The sequence below is a fragment of the Klebsiella sp. FDAARGOS_511 genome, assembly GCF_003812845.1.
GTDB lineage: Bacteria > Pseudomonadota > Gammaproteobacteria > Enterobacterales > Enterobacteriaceae > Klebsiella > Klebsiella grimontii.
In genome coordinates, this window is sequence record NZ_CP033824.1 from 1,076,231 (window position 1) to 1,099,621 (window position 23,391).

Below are 23,391 nucleotides of genomic sequence, written 5' to 3' on the forward strand. Positions count from 1 at the left end.
GATTATTTCCCCATCCGCTGACGGCTAAGGCGGGCCAGCCATTCGGAAATCAGCAGCGATACCAGCGCCAGCGCAATCGAAATCAGGCATAAACGCGCGGCCGCGCCTTCCCCACCGGGAGTCTGAATCAGGGTATACATTGCCGAAGGAATCGTGCGCGTTTCGCCTGGAATGTTGGAGACAAAAGTGATGGTGGCGCCAAACTCGCCCAAAGAACGGGCGAAGGCCAGCACGGTGCCGACGATAATACCGGGTAGCGTCAACGGTAGCGTAATAGTGAAAAATACCCGCCAGCGCCCGGCGCCCAGGGTACGCGCCGCCTGCTCAAGTTTGATGTCGACCCCTTCCAGCGCAAGACGAATGGCACGCACCATCAACGGAAAGGACATCACCGCCGCCGCCAGTACCGCGCCGCGCCAGCTAAACGCAAAGCTCAGACCAAACCAGTCATACAGCCAGCTGCCGATAAAACCCCGTCTTCCCATCGCGATCAGCAAGAGATACCCCACCACCACTGGCGGTAATACCAGCGGCAGGTGGAGGATGCTATCGAGCAGCGCTTTACCGGGAAAATCCCGGCGAACCAGCAGCCAGGAAAAAAAGATGCCAAAAGGCAAGCTCAGTACCACCGCCAGGGAGGAGACTTTCAGGCTCAGCAGTACCGCCTGCCATTCAGGATCGCTTAAGAACATTAGTGGGTAGTAAATCCGTAACGTTTAAAGATGGCGGAAGCTTCCGGCCCTTTTAGATAGTCATAAAACGCGCTGACTGCGGCATTTTTATGCCCGTCGACGATTGCCAGAGGATATTCAACTTTCTTATGCGAATCTTCCGGGAAGGTACCGACAACTTTTACGCCCTTGCTGGCGACCGCATCAGAGCCGTACACGATCCCCAACGGCGCTTCGCTGCGCTCAACCAGGGCCAGCGCGCCGCGCACGTCTTCCGCAGGAGCCAGCTTCGGCGACAGCGTCTCCCAGGCCCCCAGTTTTTGCAACGCTTCTTTCGCATAGATGCCGGCTGGCACGTGCGCCGGGTCGCCAACGGCCAGACGACCGCCTTTCAGCAGGCTGGTCCAGTCGGTTTTATCATTAATGCTGATATCGCCCTGAGCGCTGGCCTTCGGCGCCACGACCACCAGGCTGTTGCCGAGCAGCGTCGCGCGGGATGCGGTATCAATGCTTTTTTTCTCCACCGCGTAATCCATCCATTTCTGGTCGGCGGAGATAAACAGATCCGCCGGCGCGCCCGCTTCAATCTGTCGCGCCAGGGTCGATGAAGACGCAAACGAAGAGACAACCTCGACGTTCTTCTCTTTCTTATACTCTTTAGCGATATCCTGCATGGCGTTGGTGAGCGATGCCGCGGCAAAAACCGTCACCTTGCCCTCTTCCGCCAGCGCGTGGCCCGCAACGGAAAGCGTTAACGTTGCTCCAGCAATAAAGCGAAACCATTGACCTGTCATCAGAAACTCCCGTCGGTTCGTTATGTAGAAGACAATATAACGATAGCGCTAAGATTTTCCCAGAGAAAATTAGGGGTAATCAGTAACGGCTCAATTGAGGGGGGACAGATAAAAACGCCCGGGAGAACCGGGCGCGGGGGAAAATCAGTGGTTTTGCGGTCTGCTGTCTTTATGACCGGCTCCGGAGAAGAGGTTAAACACTTCGCCCAGCCCATAAATCAGCCCCAGGATGACCGCCATTACCACAGGGACCATGACTACGGCAAAAACCAGACTTTTCAATAGCTCTAACATGGTTGGCTCCAGAAAGTACGAATAGTTTATTGTAACTAATTCAGCCGGAAAAACACGCCCCATTTGTGCGGTGCCTCACTGGACACCGTGAGAGATGCACCTTGCAAGATGACCGCTATCGGTCACAATACTCTTTTTCATCAGGATATGATTATGCAGGCTGAAATCCTTCTTACCCTCAAATTACAGCAGCGCCTGTTTGCCGATCCCCGCCGTATCGCCCTGCTGAAACAGATTGACCAGACCGGCTCGATTAGCCAGGGGGCAAAAAACGCGGGCATCAGCTATAAAAGCGCATGGGATGCGATAAATGAGATGAACCAGCTCAGCGAGCAGACCCTGGTTGACCGTGCGACCGGCGGCAAAGGCGGCGGCGGCGCGGTCCTCACCCGCTACGGGCAGCGGCTGATTCAGCTTTACGACTTGCTGGCGCAGATTCAGCAGAAAGCGTTCGATGTCCTGAGCGATGATGATGCCCTTCCCCTCGACAGCCTGCTGGCCGCTATTTCGCGATTCTCTCTACAGACCAGCGCGCGCAACCAGTGGTTCGGCACTATTACCGGCCGCGACCATCAGCAGGTCCAGCAGCACGTTGAAGTCCTGCTGGCCGATGGGCAAACCCGCTTTAAAGTCGCCATTACCGCCCAAAGCGCCGATCGTCTGGGTCTTGCGGAAGGCCAGGAAGTATTAGTGCTGCTCAAAGCGCCGTGGGTCGGCATGACCCAGGATTCAGCCCTGGCGAAACAGGCGGACAACCAGCTGGCCGGACGTATCACCCACATCGAACGCGGGGCGGAGCAGTGCGAAGTGCTCATGGCGCTCCCGGATGGGCAGAGCCTTTGCGCCACCCTGCCGCTGGAACAGACGCGCGATCTGGCGGAAGGGGCGCAGGCGATAGCATATTTTAACGCCGATCGCATCATTCTTGCCACGTTGTGCTAACGCCATTGACATTGCGCTCGCGAAGACGTATCCCTGAAGTACATCGCTGCAAAAAGTGGGATACACAATGTCATTGTTGCAAATTTCGCAAGGCACGTTTCGTCTTAGCGATACCAAAACGTTAAATATTGAACACCTCAGCGTGCGGGCTGGCGAGAGCTGGGCTTTCGTCGGCAGCAACGGTAGCGGGAAGTCGGCGCTTGCGCGGGCGCTATCCGGCGAGTTGACCCTGCTAAGCGGGCAGCGCGAGTGCACCTTCTCGCGCATCACCCGTCTCTCTTTTGAGCAGCTGCAAAAGCTGGTCAGTGATGAGTGGCAGCGTAACAACACCGATCTGCTCAGCCCAGGAGAAGAAGATACCGGGCGCACGACGGCGGAAATTATCCAGGATGAGTTTAAAGACCCCTTCCGTTGCGCTCGCCTTGCTGAACAGTTTGCGATTAGCCACCTGCTCGAGCGCCGCTTTAAATACCTCTCTACCGGTGAAACGCGCAAGACCTTGCTGTGCCAGGCGCTGATGGGCGATCCCGACCTGCTTATCCTCGATGAGCCGTTCGACGGCCTCGATGTCGCCTCGCGCCAGCAGCTCGCCGAGATGTTGGCCACGCTGAACGAAGAAGGTATCGCCCTTGTTCTGGTGCTCAATCGTTTCGACGAGATCCCGGCGTTCGTGCAGTATGCCGGGGTACTGGCGGACTGCGTGCTGAGCGAAACCGGCGAAAAGCAGACCCTGCTACAGCAGGCGCTGATTGCCCAGCTCGCGCATAGCGAAAAGCTTGACGGCATGACGCTGCCGGAACCCGACGCCCCGGCTGCGCGCCTTGCGCTGGACAGCAAAGCGCCGCTCATCGTGCTGAACGACGGTCTGGTTTCATACAACGACCGCCCGATCATCAATCGCCTCAGTTGGACGGTCAATCCCGGCGAACACTGGCAGATCGTCGGCCCCAACGGCGCCGGTAAATCGACGCTGCTCAGCCTGATTGCCGGCGACCATCCCCAGGGATACAGTAACGATCTGACCCTGTTCGGCCGCCGCCGCGGCAGCGGTGAAACCATCTGGGATATCAAAAAACATATTGGTTACGTCAGCAGCAGCCTGCACCTTGAATACCGCGTCAGCACCAACGTGCGTAACGTGATTCTCTCGGGCTACTTCGACTCGATTGGCATCTACCAGGCCGTTTCCGATAAGCAGCACAAGCTGGTGCAAAACTGGCTGGATATTCTGGGTATCGACAAACGCACCGCCGACGCGCCGTTCCACAGCCTCTCCTGGGGGCAGCAGAGGCTGGCGCTGATCGTCCGCGCCCTGGTCAAACACCCGACCCTGCTGATTCTCGATGAACCGCTGCAGGGGCTCGACCCGCTCAACCGTCAGCTGGTGCGTCGCTTTGTCGATGTGCTGATTAGCGAAGGGGCGACGCAGTTGCTGTTTGTCTCCCACCACGCCGAAGACGCCCCGGACTGCATTACCCACCGTCTGGCCTTTGTGAGGAGTGGAGACGGTTACACTTACCAGCAGGGGCCGCTGCAAATTTAAGCCTGTACAGGGGTCTGCGGATCCCTGATTTTTTCAGAATAATAGCTATCACTCACACCATCACCCTGTTTTTACAATGAAAAAACCAAAACGGCCGGATTGAAAGTTTTAGTGTAAACGATTCCACCAATTTGGCCTGTGTCACACTTTTGGCTTCTTTGGTATGCTATCTTCTTCTCACACGATAAGCCTATTGGAGCGAATCATGAAAGTACTGGTTACAGGTGGTAGCGGTTACATTGGAAGTCACACCTGCGTTCAACTGCTATTGCAGGGACACGAAGTGATTATTCTCGACAATCTCTGCAACAGTAAACGCAGCGTATTGCCGATCATTGAACGTCTCGGCGGGAAAAGCGCCACCTTTGTCGAAGGCGACATTCGTAATGAAGCGCTGATGACGGAAATTCTTCACGATCACGCTATTGAAGCGGTGATCCATTTCGCCGGCCTGAAAGCCGTCGGCGAATCCGTCGCCAAGCCGCTGGAATACTACGACAACAACGTAACCGGCACACTGAAACTCGTTTCCGCCATGCGCGCCGCGGGCGTAAAAAACTTTATTTTCAGCTCCTCCGCCACCGTGTATGGCGACCAGCCAAAAATCCCTTATGTCGAAAGCTTCCCGACCGGGACTCCGCAGAGCCCGTACGGTAAAAGCAAGCTGATGGTCGAGCAGATCCTGACTGACCTGCAAAAAGCGCAGCCGGACTGGAGCATCGCGCTGCTGCGCTACTTCAACCCGGTCGGCGCGCATCCGTCGGGCGATATGGGTGAAGATCCGCAGGGCATCCCGAACAACCTGATGCCGTATATCGCGCAGGTCGCAGTCGGCCGTCGTGAATCGCTGGCGGTATTCGGCAACGACTACCCAACCGAAGATGGCACCGGCGTGCGCGACTACATTCACGTCATGGACCTGGCCGACGGCCACGTCGCGGCGATGGAAAAACTGGCTGATAAAGCCGGCGTGCATATCTATAACCTTGGCGCAGGCGTCGGCAGCAGCGTGCTCGACGTGGTCAACGCTTTTAGCAAAGCCTGCGGCAAACCGATTAACTACCACTTCGCGCCGCGCCGCGAAGGCGACCTCCCGGCCTACTGGGCGGACGCTGAAAAGGCCGATCGCGAGCTGAACTGGCGCGTGACGCGCAACCTTGACGAAATGGCGCAGGATACCTGGCACTGGCAGTCCCGTCATCCGCAGGGTTATCCAGACTAAGGAACCTTCATGAGCGTATTTAACCCCGTCGACCATCCACATCGTCGTTATAACCCGTTAACCGGGCAGTGGATTCTGGTTTCTCCACATCGCGCCAAGCGCCCCTGGCAAGGGGCGCAGGAAACGCCGGCAAAACAGAGTTTGCCCGCGCACGATCCGGACTGTTTCCTGTGCCCGGGTAATACCCGCGTCACTGGCGACAAAAACCCGAACTACACCGGTACGTTTGTTTTTACCAATGACTTTGCGGCTTTGATGACCGATACCCCAGACGCCCCGGAAAGCGACGACCCGCTGATGCGCTGTCAGAGCGCCCGCGGCACCAGCCGGGTCATCTGCTTCTCGCCAGATCACAGCAAAACGCTGCCAGAACTGAGCGTAGAGGCGCTGGAAGGCGTGGTTAAAACGTGGCAGGAGCAGACCGCCGATCTTGGAAAAACCTACCCGTGGGTGCAGGTTTTTGAAAATAAAGGCGCGGCGATGGGCTGCTCCAACCCGCACCCGCATGGCCAGGTGTGGGCAAACAGCTTTCTGCCTAACGAGGCGGAACGCGAAGATCGTCTGCAAAAAGCGTACTTCACCGAGCACGGCGCGCCGATGCTGGTGGATTACGCCCAGCGCGAATTAGCCGACGGTAGCCGCACCGTCGTCGAGACCGAACACTGGCTCGCGGTGGTCCCTTACTGGGCAGCGTGGCCCTTTGAGACGCTGCTGCTGCCGAAAGCGCACGTACAGCGCCTGACTGATTTAACCGACGACCAGCGCAGCGACCTCGCGCTGGCGCTGAAAAAGCTGACCAGCCGTTACGACAACCTGTTCCAGTGCTCATTCCCCTACTCGATGGGCTGGCACGGCGCGCCGTTTAACGATGAAGAGAATAATCACTGGCAGCTGCACGCGCATTTTTATCCGCCGCTGCTGCGCTCCGCGACGGTGCGCAAATTTATGGTCGGCTATGAAATGCTGGCCGAAACCCAGCGTGACCTGACGGCCGAGCAGGCTGCCGAACGTCTGCGCGCTGTGAGCGACGTCCATTTTCGCGAATCCGGAGTATAACCATGAGTCTGAAAGAGAACACCCAAGCCCTGTTTGCTGAGAAATTTGGCTATCCGGCCAGTCATGTTATCCAGGCCCCAGGCCGCGTTAACCTGATCGGCGAGCATACCGACTATAACGACGGGTTCGTACTGCCCTGCGCCATTGATTATCAGACGGTCATCGCCTGTGCGCCGCGCGACGATCGTACCGTCCGGGTGATTGCCGCCGATTACGCCAATCAGACCGATGAATTCTCTCTCGACTCGCCGATTACCAGCCACGACACCCAGCAGTGGTCGAACTACGTTCGCGGCGTGGTCAAGCACCTGCAGCAGCGGAATAACGCTTTCGGCGGCGCGGATCTGGTCATCAGCGGCAACGTGCCGCAGGGCGCAGGGTTAAGCTCCTCGGCTTCGCTGGAAGTCGCTGTCGGCACCGTGTTCCAGCAGCTGTACCATCTGCCGCTCGACGGTGCGCAGATCGCGCTGAACGGCCAGGAAGCGGAAAACCAGTTCGTCGGCTGCAACTGCGGCATTATGGACCAGCTGATCTCCGCGCTCGGTAAAAAAGATCATGCCCTGCTGATCGACTGCCGCACCTTAGGAACGAAAGCGGTGTCGATGCCGAAAGGCGTGGCGGTAGTGATTATCAACAGTAACTTTAAGCGCACCCTGGTCGGCAGCGAGTACAACACCCGCCGCGAGCAGTGTGAGACCGGCGCGCGTTTCTTCCAGCAACCCGCCCTGCGCGATGTGACTCTGCAAGAATTCAATGCCGTCGCCCACGAGCTTGACCCGGTGGTCGCCAAACGCGTTCGCCACGTGCTGACCGAGAATGCGCGCACCGTAGAAGCCGCCGTGGCGCTGGAGCAAGGCGACCTGCAGCGGATGGGCGAACTGATGGCGGAATCTCACGCTTCCATGCGCGATGATTTTGAAATCACCGTCCCGCAGATTGATACCCTGGTGGACATCGTCAAGGTGACCATCGGCGATAAAGGCGGCGTACGCATGACCGGCGGCGGTTTCGGCGGCTGTATCGTCGCGCTGGTGCCGGAAGATTTGGTCGATACCGTACAGCAGGCCGTTGCCAAAGAGTATGAAGCGAAAACCGGTATCAAAGAAACCTTCTACGTCTGCAAACCGTCTCAGGGAGCTGGACAATGCTAAACCCAACAACGGAGCTGGCGCCGGACGGCCAGCCGTGGAATCTTCTTACCCTGCGTAACGACGCAGGCATGACGGTCACGGTGATGGACTGGGGCGCGACGCTGCTCTCCGCGCGCGTGACGCTGGCTGACGGCAGCGTACGCGAAGCGCTGCTCGGCTGCGCGAACCCTGGCGACTATACCCGACAGGCCGCCTATCTCGGCGCCTCCGTCGGCCGTTACGCTAACCGTATTGCCAACAGCCGCTTTACCCTTGATGGCCACACCGTCAATCTGACGCCTTCCAACGAGGCGGGGCATCAGCTGCACGGCGGTCCGGAAGGGTTTGACAAGCGCCGCTGGCAGATTGTCAGCGCCGACGATCGTCACGCGCTGTTTTCACTCTCATCCCGCGATGGCGATCAGGGGTTTCCCGGCAATCTGACGGCAACGGCAGACTACCGCCTGACCGACGATAACCGGATCGCCATCGAGTATCGCGCCACCGTTGACCAACCGTGCCCGGTGAACCTGACCAACCACGTCTATTTTAACCTGGATGGCGTGCAGAGCGACGTGCGTAATCATAAGCTGCAAATCCTGGCCGATGTTTACCTGCCCGTCGAGAGCGATGGCATTCCGGGAGGCGATCTGCAAAACGTCACCCTGACCAGCTTCGATTTCCGCACGCCGAAGGTGCTGGCGGACGATTTCCTGCGCGATGAAGACCAGCAGAAAGTGAAAGGTTACGACCACGCCTTTCTGCTCCAGGCGCTGGGCGATGCCGGCAGACCGGCGGCTCACGTCTGGTCGCAGGATGAAAAGCTGCAGATGACGGTTTATACCTCCGCGCCGGCCCTGCAGTTCTACTCCGGCAACTATCTCGCCGGTACGCCGTCGCGCACGGCGCAGCCGTACGACGACTGGCAAGGCCTGGCCCTGGAGAGCGAGTTCCTGCCGGATTCGCCAAACCATCCGGAATGGCCGCAGCCGGATTGCGTGCTACGCCCCGGCGAAGAGTACGTCAGCCTGACGGAATATCAGTTTATTGCGCTATAACCCCCCCGCCCTCCCGATGGAGGGCTTTTTTTATCCTTTCGCTGAAAATTACGCCACTTACAGACAAAAATATAACCTCTGTTTTACAAGCACCTTACACTGAGCGACTATTTTCGCTATGGTTAGGGATAAGCATTGCCGTGAGGTAAATCACGGCAATATAATGAGAATAGTTATCAATCAATAAATATATACACTACCGCATTCGGGTCGCATCAAGGCGGCACTGGAGCGAATCCTGAGAGCATAGTCAACTATGTCGTCAGGGTGAGTAAACGTAGCCAACGATGAAGCGGCGCGAAGGATGACGTGTATTGAGGAGTAAGTGTATGGCTGTAACTAAGCTGGTACTCGTTCGTCACGGCGAAAGCCAATGGAACAACGAAAACCGTTTCACCGGTTGGTATGACGTTGACCTGTCTGAAAAAGGCGTGGGTGAAGCAAAAGCGGCCGGTAAGCTGCTGAAAGAAGAAGGCTTCAGCTTCGACTTTGCTTATACCTCTGTGCTGAAACGCGCCATCCACACCCTGTGGAACGTGCTGGACGAACTGGATCAGGCCTGGCTGCCGGTTGAGAAATCCTGGAAACTGAACGAGCGTCACTACGGTGCGCTGCAGGGTCTGAACAAAGCTGAAACCGCTGAAAAATACGGTGATGAGCAGGTTAAGCAGTGGCGTCGCGGCTTCGCGGTAACGCCGCCGGAGTTGACTAAAGACGACGAGCGCTATCCGGGCCACGATCCGCGCTACGCAAAACTGACCGACGCTGAACTGCCGACGACCGAGAGCCTGGCGCTGACCATCGACCGCGTCGTACCGTACTGGAATGAAACGATTCTGCCGCGTCTGAAAAGCGGTGAGCGCGTGATTATCGCCGCTCACGGCAACTCCCTGCGCGCGCTGGTGAAATACCTCGACAATATGGGGGAAGCAGAGATCCTCGAACTGAACATCCCGACCGGCGTACCGCTGGTGTATGAGTTCGACGAGAACTTCAAGCCTATCAAACATTACTATCTGGGTAATGCCGACGAAATCGCTGCGAAAGCCGCTGCCGTTGCGAACCAGGGTAAAGCGAAGTAATTTTCGCCGGATGTAAAAAAAGCGTGGAGATATCCACGCTTTTTTATTTTGACACTTGGCGTAAAGCTTAACCGCGACGCGCTTTTACCGCATTCGCCAGCTGACGAAGAAGCGTATCGGTATCTTCCCAACCGATGCAGGCATCGGTAATGCTTTTGCCGTAGACCAACGGCTCGCCGCTGTCGAGACTCTGATTGCCTTCCACCAGATGGCTTTCGATCATCACGCCCATAATCGACCGCTCACCGCCGGCAACCTGCTGGCATACGTCTGCACCGACCTCCATCTGCTTTTTAAACTGCTTGCTGGAGTTGGCGTGGCTGAAATCGATCATGATCTGAGCGGGCAGGCCTGCTTTCGCCAGACCGACCTTCACTTCGGCCACGTGCTGGGCGCTGTAGTTCGGCTCTTTACCGCCGCGCAGGATAATATGGCAATCGCTATTACCGCTGGTATTTACAATCGCCGAATGCCCCCATTTGGTCACCGACAGGAAACAGTGCGGCGCGCCGGCGGCGTTGATAGCATCAATCGCGACTTTGATGGTGCCATCAGTGCCGTTTTTAAAGCCTACCGGACAGGAGAGGCCGGAAGAGAGCTCGCGATGCACCTGTGACTCAGTGGTACGCGCCCCAATCGCGCCCCAGCTCATCAGGTCGGCAAGATACTGCGGGGTGATCATATCGAGGAACTCCCCGGCAGCGGGCAGACCGCTGTCGTTAATATCCAGCAGCAGCTTGCGCGCGATCCGCAGGCCATCGTTGATGCGGAAGCTGTTATCCATATGCGGATCGTTAATCAGCCCTTTCCAGCCCACGGTGGTGCGCGGTTTTTCAAAATAAACGCGCATCACGATTTCCAGCTCCCCTTTAAGCTCCTCGCGAAGCTTGAGCAGGCGTTCGGCGTACTCTTTCGCCGCCGCCGGATCGTGGATGGAGCACGGGCCAATCACGACCAGCAGCCGATCGTCGTTACCTTTCAGGATCTGGTGGATCGCTTTGCGCGCATGCGCAACGGTATTGGCGGCATTTTCGGTAGCAGGGAATTTTTCCAGGAGCGCAACGGGAGGTAATAATTCGTTGATCTCTTTAATGCGTAAATCGTCGTTCTGATAATTCATCTTATTTCCAGCGTTGCCATACTTATCTAGTTAATTGCAATCCCTCCAATCTATCTCTTCGCTCAAAAAGTGTAAACGTGATTTTACAGTAGCGGCAGAATATTCCTGGAAATAGGCTAAAAAACACCATAAAGTCGCGGAATAATGGCCACGAGCTATAATTTTTAACTGTTAGAACTTAATTTTCTTTAGCATTCAGCATTATATATTAATGCCGTTCGCTAATACCGAAGCTTTAACCACAACGAGTGGAACCTCCGGCAAATGCACTATTGGAAGAGGTAATCCGATAAATCGACATAACAGGAGCATCCAATGAAAATGAACAAGCTAACCAGTCTTCTCCTCGCAGCAACCCTGGGTCTGGCCAGCGGCGCGGCACTGGCCGCCGATACCGGGGCACAGTCGAATAACGGGCAAGCGAATGCAGCAGCTGACGCCGGCCAGGTCGCCCCAGATGCGCGTGAAAACGTGGCACCAAACAACGTCGACAACGGTAAAATCAACTCTGGTTCCACCGATACCGGCGGCACCATGCTCCACCCTGACGGCTCGACCATGAATCATGACGGCATGTCGAGCGATGAAGTGCACAAAAACTCAATGTGCAAAGATGGCCGCTGTCCGGATACTGATAAAAAGGTCGGTCAGGACGACGCAACGAAAACCGACGGTACGACCCAGTAAGCTGAGTGCCGAACACCAGGGAGGAGAGCTAAGGCTCTCCTTTTTTCATTTTATTCACCCCAAAAAGGGAATCATGTCATAAAGTAATCATCAAAATAATAATGTAGGGAAGGCACCATGGGGCAACCACACTCGCATAATTCTGCGCAAACCACTGAAGATAAAAATGCCCGTCGGCTACTGCTGGCGTTTTGCGTCACTGCCGGGTTCATGTTGGTTGAGGTAGCAGGCGGACTCATTTCAGGTTCACTGGCGCTGCTGGCCGATGCCGGACATATGTTGACGGACGCGGCAGCGCTGCTGTTCGCCTTTCTGGCAGTGCGTTTCGCCAGTCGGCCGCCAAATGCGCAACATACTTTTGGCTGGCTTCGGCTAACCACGCTGGCGGCATTTCTCAATGCCATTGCTCTGGTGGTCATTACGATCCTCATTGTCTGGGAGGCCATTCAGCGCTTTCATCATCCGCAGCCTGTTGCCGGTAAAACGATGATGGTTATTGCAGTTGCCGGGCTGCTGGCCAATATTCTGGCCTTCTGGATCCTGCATCGCGGCAGTGAGGAGCGCAACCTCAACGTGCGCGCCGCCGCCCTGCATGTGCTGGGGGATTTGCTCGGTTCGGTTGGCGCCATTATTGCCGCGATAGTGATCCTCACCACCGGCTGGACGCCTATCGATCCTATTCTGTCCGTGCTGGTGTCGTGCCTGGTTCTACGCAGCGCCTGGCGTCTGCTGCAGGAGAGCGTCAATGAACTGCTGGAGGGCGCGCCGCGTTCGCTTAACGTCGACGCATTAAAACGCGATTTGCGCCGCTCGATACCGGAAGTTCGCGACGTACACCACGTTCATGCCTGGCTGGTAGGAGAAAAAACGATGATGACGCTACACGTGCAGGTGGTACCGCCGCACGATCACGACGGTCTTCTGGACCGGATCCTGAACTTCCTGGAGCATAAGTATGAGATTGAACATATTACGGTACAGATGGAGTATCAGCCCTGTAGAGGCCCGGAGTGCCGTCTGAACATGACGCACGCCGGGCATGGACATCATCACCACCATTAACGGGAAAACGCGTGAGAACCGCGCTCACGCGCGCTGTTAATCCACATGCGGCTGCCGTTGAGCGCGATAAATGTCAGCAACAGGTATTCGAGTGACATCGCATAAACGCCCTGCAGGGCGAAAATCACCACGCTAATAACGTTAATCATCACCCACAGCAGCCAGTTTTCGACGTATTTGCGCGTCATCAGGATCATCGCCACAACGGAGAGCACCATCATGCAGGAGTCCCAGAACGGGAATGCGTCCGGCTGCAGCTCCGGCATAGCGACCTGCAGGCCCAGAATTTGCATCAGCGCCACGGCAATCCGTGTCAGAAACGCGAACACCGGGTTAATAAATATCGTCATCAGGCCAATCGCCACCACGCAGGCCGCCAGCCAGCCTAACGCTTTCGGCAGCGGCAGCCAGCGGATTTGCAGTTCCGCCTGGTTATCACTGGTTTGCCGCGACCAGGCGTACCAGCCGTAGACGTTGGCCGCGAAGAAAAAGATCTGTAGCAGAAGGCTGGCATAGAGCTGGATCTGAAAAAAGATAATGGCAAACAGCGTGACGTTGATCAGCCCGAAGGCATAGTTAGCGATCTTCTCCAGGCTCGCCAGCCAGATGCACAGCAGGCCAGCGACGGTGCCGACCGCTTCAATCCACGACAGGTCATATCCCCCGGCGCCGATAGGTATATGCACTAATATGTTCTGCGTACTAAAAAAATCCATCTTATCTCCAGCGCGTTCTGTGACGCAGTAATGATCTATCCCCGAAGTGTAGCCGCAAAATCGAGCATTCTGTTTAGCGGAACCAGCGCCCCGGTCCGCAACTGCTCATCAACGTGAATTTCATGTTGAACTCCCCCTTTCTCCAGCCCTTCAGCAATCGCCTGCAGGCCGTTCATCGCCATCCACGGACAGTGCGCGCAGCTCCGGCAGGTTGCTCCTTCGCCTGCCGTGGGCGCTTCCAGTAGCTCTTTTTCCGGTACCGCCTGCTGCATTTTGTAGAAAATGCCGCGGTCGGTGGCGACGATGAGCTGCTTGTGCGGCAGCGTTTTTGCAGCATTGATCAACTGGCTGGTCGACCCCACAGCGTCAGCCATATTAACAATCGCCTGCGGTGATTCCGGGTGAACCAGCACCGCGGCCTGGGGATAAAGCGCCTTCATTCTTGCCAGCGCTTGAGTTTTGAATTCATCATGAACTATACAGGCGCCCTGCCAGCACAGCACATCGGCGCCGGTCTGTTTTTGCACATAGCTGCCTAAATGACGGTCAGGCGCCCAGATGATTTTTTCACCTAAGCTATCAAGATGCTCAATGAGTTCCACGGCGATGCTCGACGTCACAACCCAGTCGGCGCGCGCCTTAACCGCCGCTGAAGTATTGGCATAGACCACGACTGTACGATCCGGATGAGCATCGCAGAAAGCGCTAAACGCCTCGATCGGACAGCCCAGATCGAGCGAACACTCCGCATGCAACGTAGGCATCAGGATGGTTTTTTCCGGGCTGAGGATTTTTGCCGTTTCTCCCATAAAGCGCACGCCGGCAACCAGCAGCGTTGAGGCGGAATGTCGGGCGCCGAAGCGCGCCATCTCCAGGGAATCGGAGATACAACCGCCGGTCTCTTCGGCCAGCTGCTGGATTTCGGGGTCGGTGTAGTAATGAGCCACCATCACCGCATCGCGCTCGCGCAGCAGGCGTTTAATTTTTTCGCGGTAAAAGTGTTTCTCATCGCGGTTTAACGGCATTGGCTTCGGAGGAAAAGGATAAATCGCCGCTTCCGGGTCAAACATTACGCTCATCTTGCAGTCTCGTTTCGCTGGCTTAACTTTCAGACCGTGATAATGCCTGTAGAGAGGTATTAGTCGGCCATGGTGTTTTATATGCTAAACAAGATAGCCGATTGTGGGGAAAATGTCGTGAGGAATTTTGCCCCTCAGGGAGCATTTCCCGGAGGCGATGCTGCGCATCTATCCGGGCTACCGGCCCATGCTAGCGGCGCCTACGGTGCGTACAACGATTAAGTGAAATGGCGCAGCTTGGGATGGTTGTAATAATTTAAGCAAAGGCTGGATAGCAAAAAAGCGCCTTTAGGGCGCTTTTTTACATTGGTGGGTCGTGCAGGATGACTCGCTTCGCTCGCCCTTCGGGCCGTCGCCGCAGGCGGCTCCGTTGTCTCTCTTCGTTCGACTCAAACCTGCGGCAGGTTCGAATCTTGTATATCGCAGATAGTAAAAAAGCGCCTTTAGGGCGCTTTTTTACATTGGTGGGTCGTGCAGGATGACTCGCTTCGCTCGCCCTTCGGGCCGTCGCCGCAGGCGGCTCCGTTGTCTCTTTTCGTTCGACTCAAACCTGCGGCAGGTTCGAATCTTGTATATCGCAGATAGTAAAAAAGCGCCTTTAGGGCGCTTTTTTACATTGGTGGGTCGTGCAGGATTCGAACCTGCGACCAATTGATTAAAAGTCAACTGCTCTACCAACTGAGCTAACGACCCCTTGCGGGTTTACTGCTAACTGGAACGATTCAGGATGGTGGGTCGTACAGGATGACTCGGCTTCGCCTCGCCCTACGGGCCGTTGCTGTCGCAACGTTATCCTTTACGCTTGCTACCAGTGCTCACCTAAGCATTGGTGGGTCGTGCAGGATTCGAACCTGCGACCAATTGATTAAAAGTCAACTGCTCTACCAACTGAGCTAACGACCCGAGTGGTGGGTGATGACGGGATCGAACCGCCGACCCCCTCCTTGTAAGGGAGGTGCTCTCCCAGCTGAGCTAATCACCCGATACTGCGCTGGATACATCTTTTCGCGGTGGGTCGTGCAGGATGACTCGGCTTCGCCTCGCCCTACGGCCGTTGCTGACGCAACGTTATCCTTCACGTTTTACTATCGCGTCCCACCAGAACGATTGGTGGGTCGTGCAGGATTCGAACCTGCGACCAATTGATTAAAAGTCAACTGCTCTACCAACTGAGCTAACGACCCGCTATTTTCGCCGCTTTGGGCTTGTTCGATATCCCTTGGCAACGGCGGCATATATTACTGATTTCAGAATTCAGCGCAACAACAATTTAGATAAAGATCGCTTAACTGCTTAGGATTCATGCGACAAGACCAGAAATGATGCGATTTCTGGTCATGCCATAATCATCCGAGTGCGTTAAGGCGTTTTTGCGCTTGTTTGGCCCCATCAGTGCCAGGAAATTTACTGACCACCTGCTGGTAAACCGCCTTCGCTTTTGCGGTATCGCCTTTGTCCTGCATGATAACGCCGACTTTAAACATCGCATCGGGCGCCTTCGGGGATTTAGGGTAGTTTTTCACCACGGAAGCGAAATAGTACGCCGCATCGTCTTTTTTACCCTTGTTGTAATTCAACTGACCGAGCCAGTAGTTGGCGTTCGGCTGGTAGGTTGAATCAGGATACTTTTTGACGAAGTTCTGGAAAGCCGCCATGGCGTCGTCCTGGCGGGCAGGATCCTTCACCAGCGCGATAGCCGCGTTGTAATCGGTGTTGGCATCGCCGGTTGACGCCGGAGCGCCTGACGAAGCCGCTGGCGCGCTAGCCGCAGCCCCCTGATCGCCCGTTGACGTCTGGGTTTGCGCTCCCGTTGCGCCGCCGCTGCTCAAACCATCGATCTGCAGCAGGATCTGCTTCTGGCGCTCAACAACCTGATTCAGCTGATACTGGCTTTCCTGAATTTGACCGCGCAGGGAATCAATATCGGACTGATTATCGGAGAGTTGTTGCTGGAGTTGGGTTAAAAGCTGGCTGTGCGCATTGGAAATACGCTCGAGTTGAGTGACGCGGTCTTCGACCGAGCCTGAGCCGACACTACTGATTGGCGCCTGAGCAAAAGCGGCCCAGGGGGCCGCTATGCCAACCAGTAACGACAGACTCAACAGATGATGTCTGAAGTTACTGCTCATGCAATTCTCTTAGTAAACCAGTACGGCGCGACGGTTTTTGGCATAAGCCGCTTCGTCGTGGCCCAGTACTGCAGGTTTTTCTTTACCGTAAGAAACGATGGAGATCTGGTCAGCAGAAACACCTTTGCCCTGCAGATACATCTTAACGGCGTTAGCACGACGCTCGCCCAGAGCGATGTTGTATTCCGGCGTACCACGCTCATCCGCATGACCTTCTACGGTCACTTTGTAAGACGGGTTGCTACGCAGGAAGTTTGCGTGCGCGTCCAGCATTGCAGCGAAGTCAGAACGGATATCGTATTTGTCCAGATCGAAGTAAACGATATTGTTCTGCTGCAGCTGTTGCATCTGCAGACGAGCCTGCTCTTCGGAAGACATGTTGCCGCCGTTAGCGTTACCGTCCATACCAGTGCCGGCACCCAGCATGCCTTCACCGCTCTGGTCGTTGCTGGCGTTCTTGTTAGAAGAACACGCCGCGATTGCCATAACCGGCAGAGCGATCAACAGCCCTTTCAGCACTTTGTTCAGTTGCATTTCTTTGATTCCTTTAATAATCAATTATTTATTATCACAGATACGGCGACCAGGCAGGTGATTTTACCTGTCCATCAGTTGCCGGAAGACGCGCTTTGAAACGCCCATCTGTAGAAACCAGATTCAGCACGGATCCCATCCCCTGAGAAGAGCTGTAGATTACCATAGTGCCGTTAGGTGCCAGACTTGGCGTTTCATCTAAAAACGTTGATGACAGAACCTGCACACCACCCGCTTCCAGATCTTGTTTGGCAATGTGCTGCTGACCGCCGGCCGAGCTTACCATTACCATAGTTTTACCATCAGCGCTCACGTCAGCATCCTGGTTTTGTGAACCTTCCCAGGTAATACGCTGCGGCGTGCCGCCGTTAATATTGACTTTGTACACCTGCGGACGACCCGCCTGGTCGGAAGTAAAGGCCAGGTTCTGGCTATCCGGGAACCAGCTTGGTTCGGTGTTGTTGCTACGACCGTTGGTCACCTGACGAATCTGACCAGAGCCCAGATCCATCACGTACAGGTTCAGGCTACCGGTTTTCGACAGGGCGAAGGCCAGTTTGCTGCCGTCCGGCGAGAACGCCGGCGCGCCGTTGTGCTGCGGGAACGAAGCAATCTGACGAACGGAGCCGTTAGCCAGCGTCTGCACAACCAGCGCAGAACGACCGCTTTCGAAGGTCACGTAGGCCAGCTTCGCGCCGTCCGGAGACCAGGCCGGAGACATCAGCGGCTGGGTGGAACGGTGAACGAGGAACTGGTTGTAGCCATCGTAGTCGGATACGCGCAGTTCGTACGGGAACTGGCCGCCGTTGGTCTGTACCACATAGGCGATACGGGTACGGAAGGCACCCTTGATGCCGGTCAGCTTCTCAAATACGGCGTCGCTGGCAGCATGCGCGGCATAGCGCAGATACTGTTTTGTGACTTTAAATGAGTTCTGCGCCAGCACGGTGCCCGGCGCGCCGCCGGTATCAACCAGCTGGTAGGCCACGTTGTAGGAGCCGTCAGGGTTTTGCGTCACCTGCCCCACCACGACGGCGTCAATGCCCAGCGCAGACCATGCCGCTGGCTGCACTTCCTGAGCGCTACCCGGCTGCTGAGGCAGACGCGAGCGATCGAGCGGGTTAAACTTGCCGCTGTTGCGCAGGTCAGCCGCCACGATACCGCCCACATCTTCCGGCGCAGCACCCTGCCCCGCCCACTGGAACGGCACAACGCCGATTGGGCGTGCCGAGTCGACCCCTTGGGTAATCTCGATACGTACTTCTGCGTGCAGCACTGCCGCCCACAGCATTAAAAAACCAAATGCTACTCGTAATGCCTGCTTCATCATATCTCCCTTATCCAGGCGGAAAGCCCACGATAATTTAGCAGAATGTTAACAAACTCAAATACACAAAACTACCAAAACCCTGGGACTACCGAAGTTTGTTTTCCCCGCATAAACGGGGAAAACGATTACTGAGGTTTGAAGTCCAGTGGCGCATTTTTGAATGTTTCATAAACAGCCTGCGACGGCGGTTTAGGGAACTTCGTCATCCGGCTCGTTGCCGCCAGCATTTGCTGACAGAAAGCCGGATCGCCGCCTTCCGATTTCACGCTTAACAGCGTTCCATCCTGAGCCAGATTCACACGTAAAGTACAGGTTTTACCCTTGTAGGTATCCCAGTCGTAGAGATGACCTTTAATGGCAGCCTGAACCTGTGAAATATAGCTGTTAATCTCAGCCTGGGATGCCCCACCCTGCCCCTGCTTACTTCCTTTAGCAGGAGATGAGCCCCCAGCGCTACCGCTGGTATTACCTTTCGGCGCATTCTTACCGGAGCTCAGGTCGCCGAGCAGATCGTCAACGCCATTGGCCTCTTTGGCCGCAGCGGCTTTCTTCGCGGCGGCGGCCTTAGCGGCGGCGGCTTTCGCCGCTTTGTCCGCAGCGGCTTTCTCTGCTGCTGCAGCTTTGGCTGCCGCGGCTTTCTCGGCGGCGGCTTTTTCCGCTGCAGCGGCTTTGTCGGCTGCCGCTTTCTCAGCAGCAGCTTTCTGCGCGGCGGCTTTCTCTGCTGCAGCAGCTTTGGCTGCCGCCGCTTTTTCGGCGGCGGCTTTTTCAGCAGCAGCCTGTTTCGCCGCTTCCTGCTGCGCTTTTTTCTCTGCCTGCTGCTGCGCTTTCTTCTCAGCTTCCTGCTGAGCTTTCTTCGCCGCATCGGCTTCGGCTTTCTTCTGCGCGTCCGCGGCCGCTTTCGCGGCTTCCGCTTCTGCCTGTTTCTTCGCATCCGCCGCTGCTTTCGCCGCGGCCGCTTCGGCTGCTTTCGCCTGAGCATCGGCCTTCGCTTTCGCGTCAGCGGCAGCTTTGGCGGCAGCTTCCTGCGCCTCTTTCGCCTGTGCGTCCGCTTTGGCTTTGGCCGCTGCGGCAGCTTTCGCCGCGGCTTCTTCCGCCTGTTTCCGTTGCTCTTTCGCCTCTTTAGCCGCTTCCTGCGCCTGCAGACGATCCTGTTCCAGCTGTTTCAGCCGTTCCTGCTCGGCGGCCTGTTTTTCACGTAGCTCTTCCGCCTGCTGCTGAGCCTGCTTTTCACGCTGCTCGGCGGCGCGTCGGGCGCTGGCCTGCTGCTGCTGTTGGCGGTCATAATTCTTCACAACCGCCCCCGGATCGACCATTACCGCATCAATAGAGGACCCCCCGCCGCCACCGGCAGAAGCATCCAGATGCTCGTCAAACGAACTCCAGATCAGCAGCGCTATCAATACGATGTGCAGCGCGACTGATACTATGATCGCTCGTTTAAGCTTGTCGTTTTGTTCGGTTGCCTTTGACACTATCGGTTCCCAAAAACTGTTCGCCTGTTCCCGTTATATGACGTTGGCCACGAGACGCTGTTGTCCCAAAGCCGACATGCTGGCGGGCGTGCATATTGCGAGCGATTAGATCGGCTTGGTCATCAAGCCAACCGATTTAACCCCTGCGCTATGCAACAGGTTAAGCGCTTTAATAATCTCATCGTATGGCACCTCTTTAGCGCCGCCGATCAGGAACACCGTTTTCTCATTCGCCTCAAGTCGACGCCTGGCTTCCGCAATAACCTGTTCCGGCGGCAGCTGCGATAGCGTTTCCGGGCCAACTTTCACGCTGTACTGTCCGACACCGGAAACTTCAACGATCACCGGCGGCTCATCATTGCTTTTCACCGCCTGCGATTCCGTTGCGTCCGGTAGGTCGACCTCTACGCTCTGCGTAATGATCGGCGCTGTCGCCATAAAGATCAGCAGCAGCACCAACAGGACATCCAGCAGCGGAACGATGTTGATCTCGGACTTCAGTTCGCGACGCCCGCGTCCACGTGCTCTGGCCATGGCTTACCCCTTATTGCTTTCGCTGCTGGTAAACGCCTGACGGTGCAGAATAGCGGTGAACTCTTCCATAAAGTTGTCGTAGTTCAGCTCAAGTTTGTTCACGCGCTGGTTCAGACGGTTATAGGCCATAACTGCCGGAATAGCGGCAAAAAGACCAATTGCCGTTGCGATAAGCGCTTCTGCGATACCCGGCGCCACCATTTGCAGCGTCGCTTGTTTTACCGCGCCCAGCGCGATAAAGGCGTGCATGATCCCCCAAACGGTGCCGAACAGACCGATATACGGACTGATAGAGCCGACCGTACCGAGGAACGGGATGTGGGTCTCCAGGGATTCCAGCTCGCGGTTCATCGAAATACGCATCGCGCGCGATGCCCCTTCGACAATCGCTTCCGGCGCATGGCTGTTCGCACGATGCAAACGGGCAAACTCTTTGAAACCGCTGTAGAAAATTTGTTCCGAACCGGTCAGATTATCGCGACGGCCCTGGCTTTCCTGATACAGGCGAGAAAGCTCGATACCGGACCAGAACTTATCTTCAAACGCTTCGGCTTCACGTGACGCCGAGTTAAGGATACGCGTTCTCTGAATAATGATGGCCCAGGAGGCGATGGAAAAACAAACTAAAATCAACATGATAAGTTTAACCAGAAGGCTCGCCTTCAGGAACAAATCAAGGATATTCATCTCAGTCACTGCTTAAACTCCGCGACAATAGACTTGGGAAGCGCACGAGGCTTCATTAAGAGTGGATCAACGCACACGATAAGAACCTCGGCTTCATTCAAAACGACGTTCTCGGCGTTGACGATTCGCTGCGTGAAAACCAGAGTAGCACCGCGCATTGCGGTTATCTCCGTCTGAATTTCGAGCATGTCGTCGAGTCTGGCGGGCGCAAAATACTCGAGAGTCATTTTGCGAACCACAAAGGCAACTCGTTCAGCCAGCAAAACCTGTTGGCTGAAGTGATGATGGCGCAGCATCTCTGTGCGTGCTCTTTCATAGAAAGCGACGTAGCTGGCGTGGTAAACCACACCACCGGCGTCGGTGTCTTCATAATAGACCCGAACCGGCCATCGAAACAGCGTTGTATTCACTTTACATCCCGGTAATGCAACAAAAGGTTAGTGCTTTCAAACTTCGCTACTATACGCGCGGGAATCGTGGTTTGGAATGGGGGAAAGTAAACGAGGAGTAAATTTTTATGGGCTTATGCAAGCCCATATGGTTAACAGAGATTTCTTATTCAAAAGAAGAAAAAGAACAGGCCCAAAACGAGCACAATATCAGCGATAAGCGGACAAAAAATTCCCTGCCAGTGAATGGCGCGCGGACGGAAGCCCACGCCGTGGATAACGCCGGTACAAACCGCCCACATCAGCAGGAAACCGTGCCAAATTTCCAGCTCGCTGGTTTTGGCCGCAAAGCGCGACGGATCCCAGAAGATGCAGCCCGCCAAAGCCAGCGCCATCAATAAGGAAAGCGCCCTTAACGGGCGCTTGTCCATTATCGCATACATATACTTTATCATTCACGTCGCCTCTTTGTTGGCTACGCCTGCTTACCCCAGTCACTTACTTGCGTAAGCTCCTGGGGATTCACAGACTTGCCGCCACGATGCAACCCGAATGATTTCGTATATCGCATCACGATAATACTCATCAGTGTTCTTCTTTACCTGCTTTGGTCGCTTCCACGTGTTCGAGCGCCAGCGCGGTAATCACCCCAAAGGCACAGGCAAGAAGCGTTCCCAAAATCCATGCGAAATACCACATATATAGCTCCTTACCTTAGTACAGCGAATGGGTGTTCTTTTCGATGTCTTCGCGCGTAATGCGACCGAACATTTTCCAGTAACACCAGGTGGTGTAGGCCAGAATAATCGGTACGAAGACAATCGCTACGTAAGTCATCACGTTCAGCGTCAGCTGACTGGAGGTCGCGTCCCACATGGTCAGGCTCGCGTTCATCGCCGTGCTTGACGGCATAATGAACGGGAACATGGCGATACCGGCAGTCAGAATGATGCACGCCAGCGTCAATGAGGAGAACAGAAACGCCCACGCGCCTTTGTCCGCTTTGGTCGAGATGACGGTCAGCAGCGGCAGCGCCACGCCCAGAGCAGGAATCGCCCACAGCGCCGGCATGTTATTAAAGTTCACCATCCACGCACCGGCTTCACGCGCGACTTCTTTGGTCAGCGGGTTAGACGGGCCGGTATGATCCATCACCGATTTCACCACATAACCGTCGATGCCGTAGTAGACCCAAACGCCCGCCAGCGCGAAGCAGACCAGCGTCACCAGCGCCGCTACCGTAGAAACGGAGCGGGTGCGCAGGTGCAGTTCACCCACGGTTCGCATCTGCAGGTAGGTCGCGCCCTGCGTCAGGATCATCGCCACGCTGACAATACCGGCCAGCAGGCCAAACGGATTCAGCAGCTGGAAGAAGTTACCGGTGTAGTACAGGCGGAGATATTCATCAACGTGGAACGGAACGCCCTGCAGCAGGTTGCCGAACGCCACGCCAATCACCAGCGGCGGCACGAAGCTGCCGACGAAGATGCCCCAGTCCCACATGTTGCGCCAGCGGTTGTCCTCAATCTTCGAGCGGTAGTCGAAACCCACCGGGCGGAAGAATAAAGACGCCAGCACCAGGATCATGGCTACATAGAAGCCGGAAAACGCGGCGGCGTAGACCATCGGCCAGGCGGCAAACAGCGCGCCGCCGGCGGTAATCAGCCACACCTGGTTTCCATCCCAGTGCGGGGCAATGGCGTTGATCATAATTCGACGCTCGGTGTCGTTACGACCGAGGAAACGGGTGAGCATCCCCACCCCCATGTCGAAGCCATCGGCGACAGCAAAACCAATGAGCAGAATGCCAATCAGCAGCCACCAGATAAAACGCAATACTTCATAATCGATCATTTGACG

The 23,391-nt window shown here is 55.9% G+C and carries 25 protein-coding genes, 4 tRNA genes and 2 other RNA genes; 9 read left to right on the forward strand and 22 right to left on the reverse strand.

Features of this window, described 5'->3' with window-relative positions:
• Positions 1-2: 2 nt before the first annotated feature.
• From modB to EGY08_RS06310, 3 genes are all read right to left on the reverse strand, one after another.
• On the reverse strand, positions 3-692 hold the full coding sequence (modB, locus tag EGY08_RS06300) for a molybdate ABC transporter permease subunit (RefSeq protein ID WP_004848997.1): 690 nt from the start codon (positions 690-692) through the stop codon (positions 3-5).
• Entirely contained in the window at positions 692-1,465 is a 774-nt protein-coding gene (gene modA / locus EGY08_RS06305) for a molybdate ABC transporter substrate-binding protein (RefSeq protein ID WP_004130612.1), read from the reverse strand. The genes modB and modA overlap by 1 nt, the downstream gene beginning before the upstream one ends.
• A 144-nt stretch (positions 1,466-1,609) precedes the next feature.
• Positions 1,610-1,759: an AcrZ family multidrug efflux pump-associated protein gene (locus EGY08_RS06310; RefSeq protein ID WP_004848993.1), complete on the reverse strand. Its 150-nt coding sequence runs from the start codon at positions 1,757-1,759 to the stop codon at positions 1,610-1,612.
• A 153-nt stretch (positions 1,760-1,912) separates the two neighbouring features.
• Between EGY08_RS06310 and modE the strand changes: the two genes are divergently transcribed.
• From modE to gpmA, 7 genes are all read left to right on the forward strand, one after another.
• A complete protein-coding gene (gene modE, locus EGY08_RS06315; RefSeq protein WP_004130607.1) occupies positions 1,913-2,701 on the forward strand; it encodes a molybdenum-dependent transcriptional regulator in 789 nt (262 codons plus the stop codon).
• 67 nt (positions 2,702-2,768) lie between these two features.
• Positions 2,769-4,244, forward strand: coding sequence for a molybdate ABC transporter ATP-binding protein ModF (gene modF, locus EGY08_RS06320; RefSeq protein ID WP_049116000.1), 1,476 nt, complete (start codon positions 2,769-2,771; stop codon positions 4,242-4,244).
• 205 nt (positions 4,245-4,449) lie between these two features.
• Positions 4,450-5,466, forward strand: coding sequence for a UDP-glucose 4-epimerase GalE (galE, locus tag EGY08_RS06325; RefSeq protein ID WP_004130603.1), 1,017 nt, complete (start codon positions 4,450-4,452; stop codon positions 5,464-5,466).
• Positions 5,467-5,475: 9 nt separating this feature from the next.
• Entirely contained in the window at positions 5,476-6,522 is a 1,047-nt protein-coding gene (gene galT / locus EGY08_RS06330) for a galactose-1-phosphate uridylyltransferase (RefSeq protein ID WP_004130601.1), read from the forward strand.
• Between the two features lie 2 nt (positions 6,523-6,524).
• Entirely contained in the window at positions 6,525-7,673 is a 1,149-nt protein-coding gene (galK, locus tag EGY08_RS06335; RefSeq protein WP_004130599.1) for a galactokinase, read from the forward strand.
• Entirely contained in the window at positions 7,667-8,710 is a 1,044-nt protein-coding gene (gene galM / locus EGY08_RS06340; RefSeq protein WP_004130598.1) for a galactose-1-epimerase, read from the forward strand. Before galK ends, galM begins: the two co-directional genes overlap by 7 nt.
• A gap of 329 nt (positions 8,711-9,039) precedes the next feature.
• Positions 9,040-9,792 (forward strand): 2,3-diphosphoglycerate-dependent phosphoglycerate mutase, encoded by a 753-nt coding sequence (gene gpmA / locus EGY08_RS06345; protein ID WP_004100351.1) that lies wholly within the window; start codon positions 9,040-9,042, stop codon positions 9,790-9,792.
• A gap of 67 nt (positions 9,793-9,859) precedes the next feature.
• On the opposite strand, the gene aroG is transcribed toward gpmA, so the two are convergent.
• Positions 9,860-10,912: a 3-deoxy-7-phosphoheptulonate synthase AroG gene (gene aroG / locus EGY08_RS06350; protein ID WP_004130596.1), complete on the reverse strand. Its 1,053-nt coding sequence runs from the start codon at positions 10,910-10,912 to the stop codon at positions 9,860-9,862.
• A gap of 315 nt (positions 10,913-11,227) precedes the next feature.
• Here aroG and EGY08_RS06355 point away from each other — a divergent pair, with 315 nt between their 5' ends.
• Both EGY08_RS06355 and zitB read left to right on the forward strand, forming a co-directional pair.
• Positions 11,228-11,599, forward strand: coding sequence for a YbgS-like family protein (locus tag EGY08_RS06355; RefSeq protein WP_004130594.1), 372 nt, complete (start codon positions 11,228-11,230; stop codon positions 11,597-11,599).
• A 117-nt stretch (positions 11,600-11,716) separates the two neighbouring features.
• Positions 11,717-12,661, forward strand: a complete 945-nt coding sequence (gene zitB / locus EGY08_RS06360; RefSeq protein WP_123828332.1) for a CDF family zinc transporter ZitB — start codon at positions 11,717-11,719, stop codon at positions 12,659-12,661.
• Here the strand turns inward: zitB and pnuC are convergent.
• The 18 genes from pnuC to cydB all read right to left on the reverse strand — a co-directional run bounded on the left by pnuC (position 12,658) and on the right by cydB (position 23,385).
• Positions 12,658-13,377, reverse strand: a complete 720-nt coding sequence (pnuC, locus tag EGY08_RS06365; RefSeq protein ID WP_004130591.1) for a nicotinamide riboside transporter PnuC — start codon at positions 13,375-13,377, stop codon at positions 12,658-12,660. The two genes, zitB and pnuC, sit on opposite strands and share 4 nt — an antisense overlap.
• A gap of 35 nt (positions 13,378-13,412) precedes the next feature.
• Positions 13,413-14,456 carry a quinolinate synthase NadA gene (gene nadA, locus EGY08_RS06370; RefSeq protein WP_004130589.1) on the reverse strand — a complete coding sequence of 348 codons (1,044 nt, stop codon included), beginning with the start codon at positions 14,454-14,456 and terminating at the stop codon, positions 13,413-13,415.
• A gap of 307 nt (positions 14,457-14,763) precedes the next feature.
• A non-coding RNA gene (locus tag EGY08_RS06375) (RtT sRNA) lies at positions 14,764-14,889 on the reverse strand.
• A 29-nt stretch (positions 14,890-14,918) separates the two neighbouring features.
• Positions 14,919-15,044, reverse strand: a non-coding RNA gene (locus EGY08_RS06380) — RtT sRNA.
• Positions 15,045-15,073: 29 nt separating this feature from the next.
• Positions 15,074-15,149, reverse strand: a tRNA-Lys gene (locus tag EGY08_RS06385).
• Positions 15,150-15,283: 134 nt separating this feature from the next.
• A tRNA-Lys gene (locus tag EGY08_RS06390) sits at positions 15,284-15,359 on the reverse strand.
• A gap of 3 nt (positions 15,360-15,362) precedes the next feature.
• Positions 15,363-15,438: transfer RNA gene (locus tag EGY08_RS06395), tRNA-Val, on the reverse strand.
• 126 nt (positions 15,439-15,564) lie between these two features.
• A tRNA-Lys gene (locus tag EGY08_RS06400) sits at positions 15,565-15,640 on the reverse strand.
• A 162-nt stretch (positions 15,641-15,802) separates the two neighbouring features.
• Complete coding sequence (gene cpoB / locus EGY08_RS06405) at positions 15,803-16,585, reverse strand: cell division protein CpoB (RefSeq protein WP_004130587.1); 783 nt, start codon at positions 16,583-16,585, stop codon at positions 15,803-15,805.
• A 9-nt stretch (positions 16,586-16,594) separates the two neighbouring features.
• Positions 16,595-17,119 carry a peptidoglycan-associated lipoprotein Pal gene (gene pal / locus EGY08_RS06410; RefSeq protein WP_004100337.1) on the reverse strand — a complete coding sequence of 175 codons (525 nt, stop codon included), beginning with the start codon at positions 17,117-17,119 and terminating at the stop codon, positions 16,595-16,597.
• A 34-nt stretch (positions 17,120-17,153) separates the two neighbouring features.
• Entirely contained in the window at positions 17,154-18,446 is a 1,293-nt protein-coding gene (gene tolB / locus EGY08_RS06415) for a Tol-Pal system beta propeller repeat protein TolB (RefSeq protein ID WP_004130584.1), read from the reverse strand.
• A 128-nt stretch (positions 18,447-18,574) separates the two neighbouring features.
• Positions 18,575-19,921, reverse strand: a complete 1,347-nt coding sequence (gene tolA, locus EGY08_RS06420; RefSeq protein WP_123828333.1) for a cell envelope integrity protein TolA — start codon at positions 19,919-19,921, stop codon at positions 18,575-18,577.
• Between the two features lie 105 nt (positions 19,922-20,026).
• Positions 20,027-20,455 (reverse strand): colicin uptake protein TolR, encoded by a 429-nt coding sequence (gene tolR / locus EGY08_RS06425; protein ID WP_004130580.1) that lies wholly within the window; start codon positions 20,453-20,455, stop codon positions 20,027-20,029.
• 3 nt (positions 20,456-20,458) lie between these two features.
• A complete protein-coding gene (gene tolQ, locus EGY08_RS06430; RefSeq protein WP_004100332.1) occupies positions 20,459-21,151 on the reverse strand; it encodes a Tol-Pal system protein TolQ in 693 nt (230 codons plus the stop codon).
• A complete protein-coding gene (gene ybgC / locus EGY08_RS06435; RefSeq protein WP_004130578.1) occupies positions 21,148-21,552 on the reverse strand; it encodes a tol-pal system-associated acyl-CoA thioesterase in 405 nt (134 codons plus the stop codon). Before ybgC ends, tolQ begins: the two co-directional genes overlap by 4 nt.
• 149 nt (positions 21,553-21,701) lie before the next feature.
• Positions 21,702-21,986 (reverse strand): cyd operon protein YbgE, encoded by a 285-nt coding sequence (ybgE, locus tag EGY08_RS06440; protein WP_004130577.1) that lies wholly within the window; start codon positions 21,984-21,986, stop codon positions 21,702-21,704.
• A gap of 130 nt (positions 21,987-22,116) precedes the next feature.
• Complete coding sequence (cydX, locus tag EGY08_RS06445) at positions 22,117-22,230, reverse strand: cytochrome bd-I oxidase subunit CydX (protein WP_004100325.1); 114 nt, start codon at positions 22,228-22,230, stop codon at positions 22,117-22,119.
• A gap of 15 nt (positions 22,231-22,245) precedes the next feature.
• Complete coding sequence (gene cydB / locus EGY08_RS06450; RefSeq protein WP_004130575.1) at positions 22,246-23,385, reverse strand: cytochrome d ubiquinol oxidase subunit II; 1,140 nt, start codon at positions 23,383-23,385, stop codon at positions 22,246-22,248.
• Between the last annotated feature and the right edge of the window lie 6 nt (positions 23,386-23,391).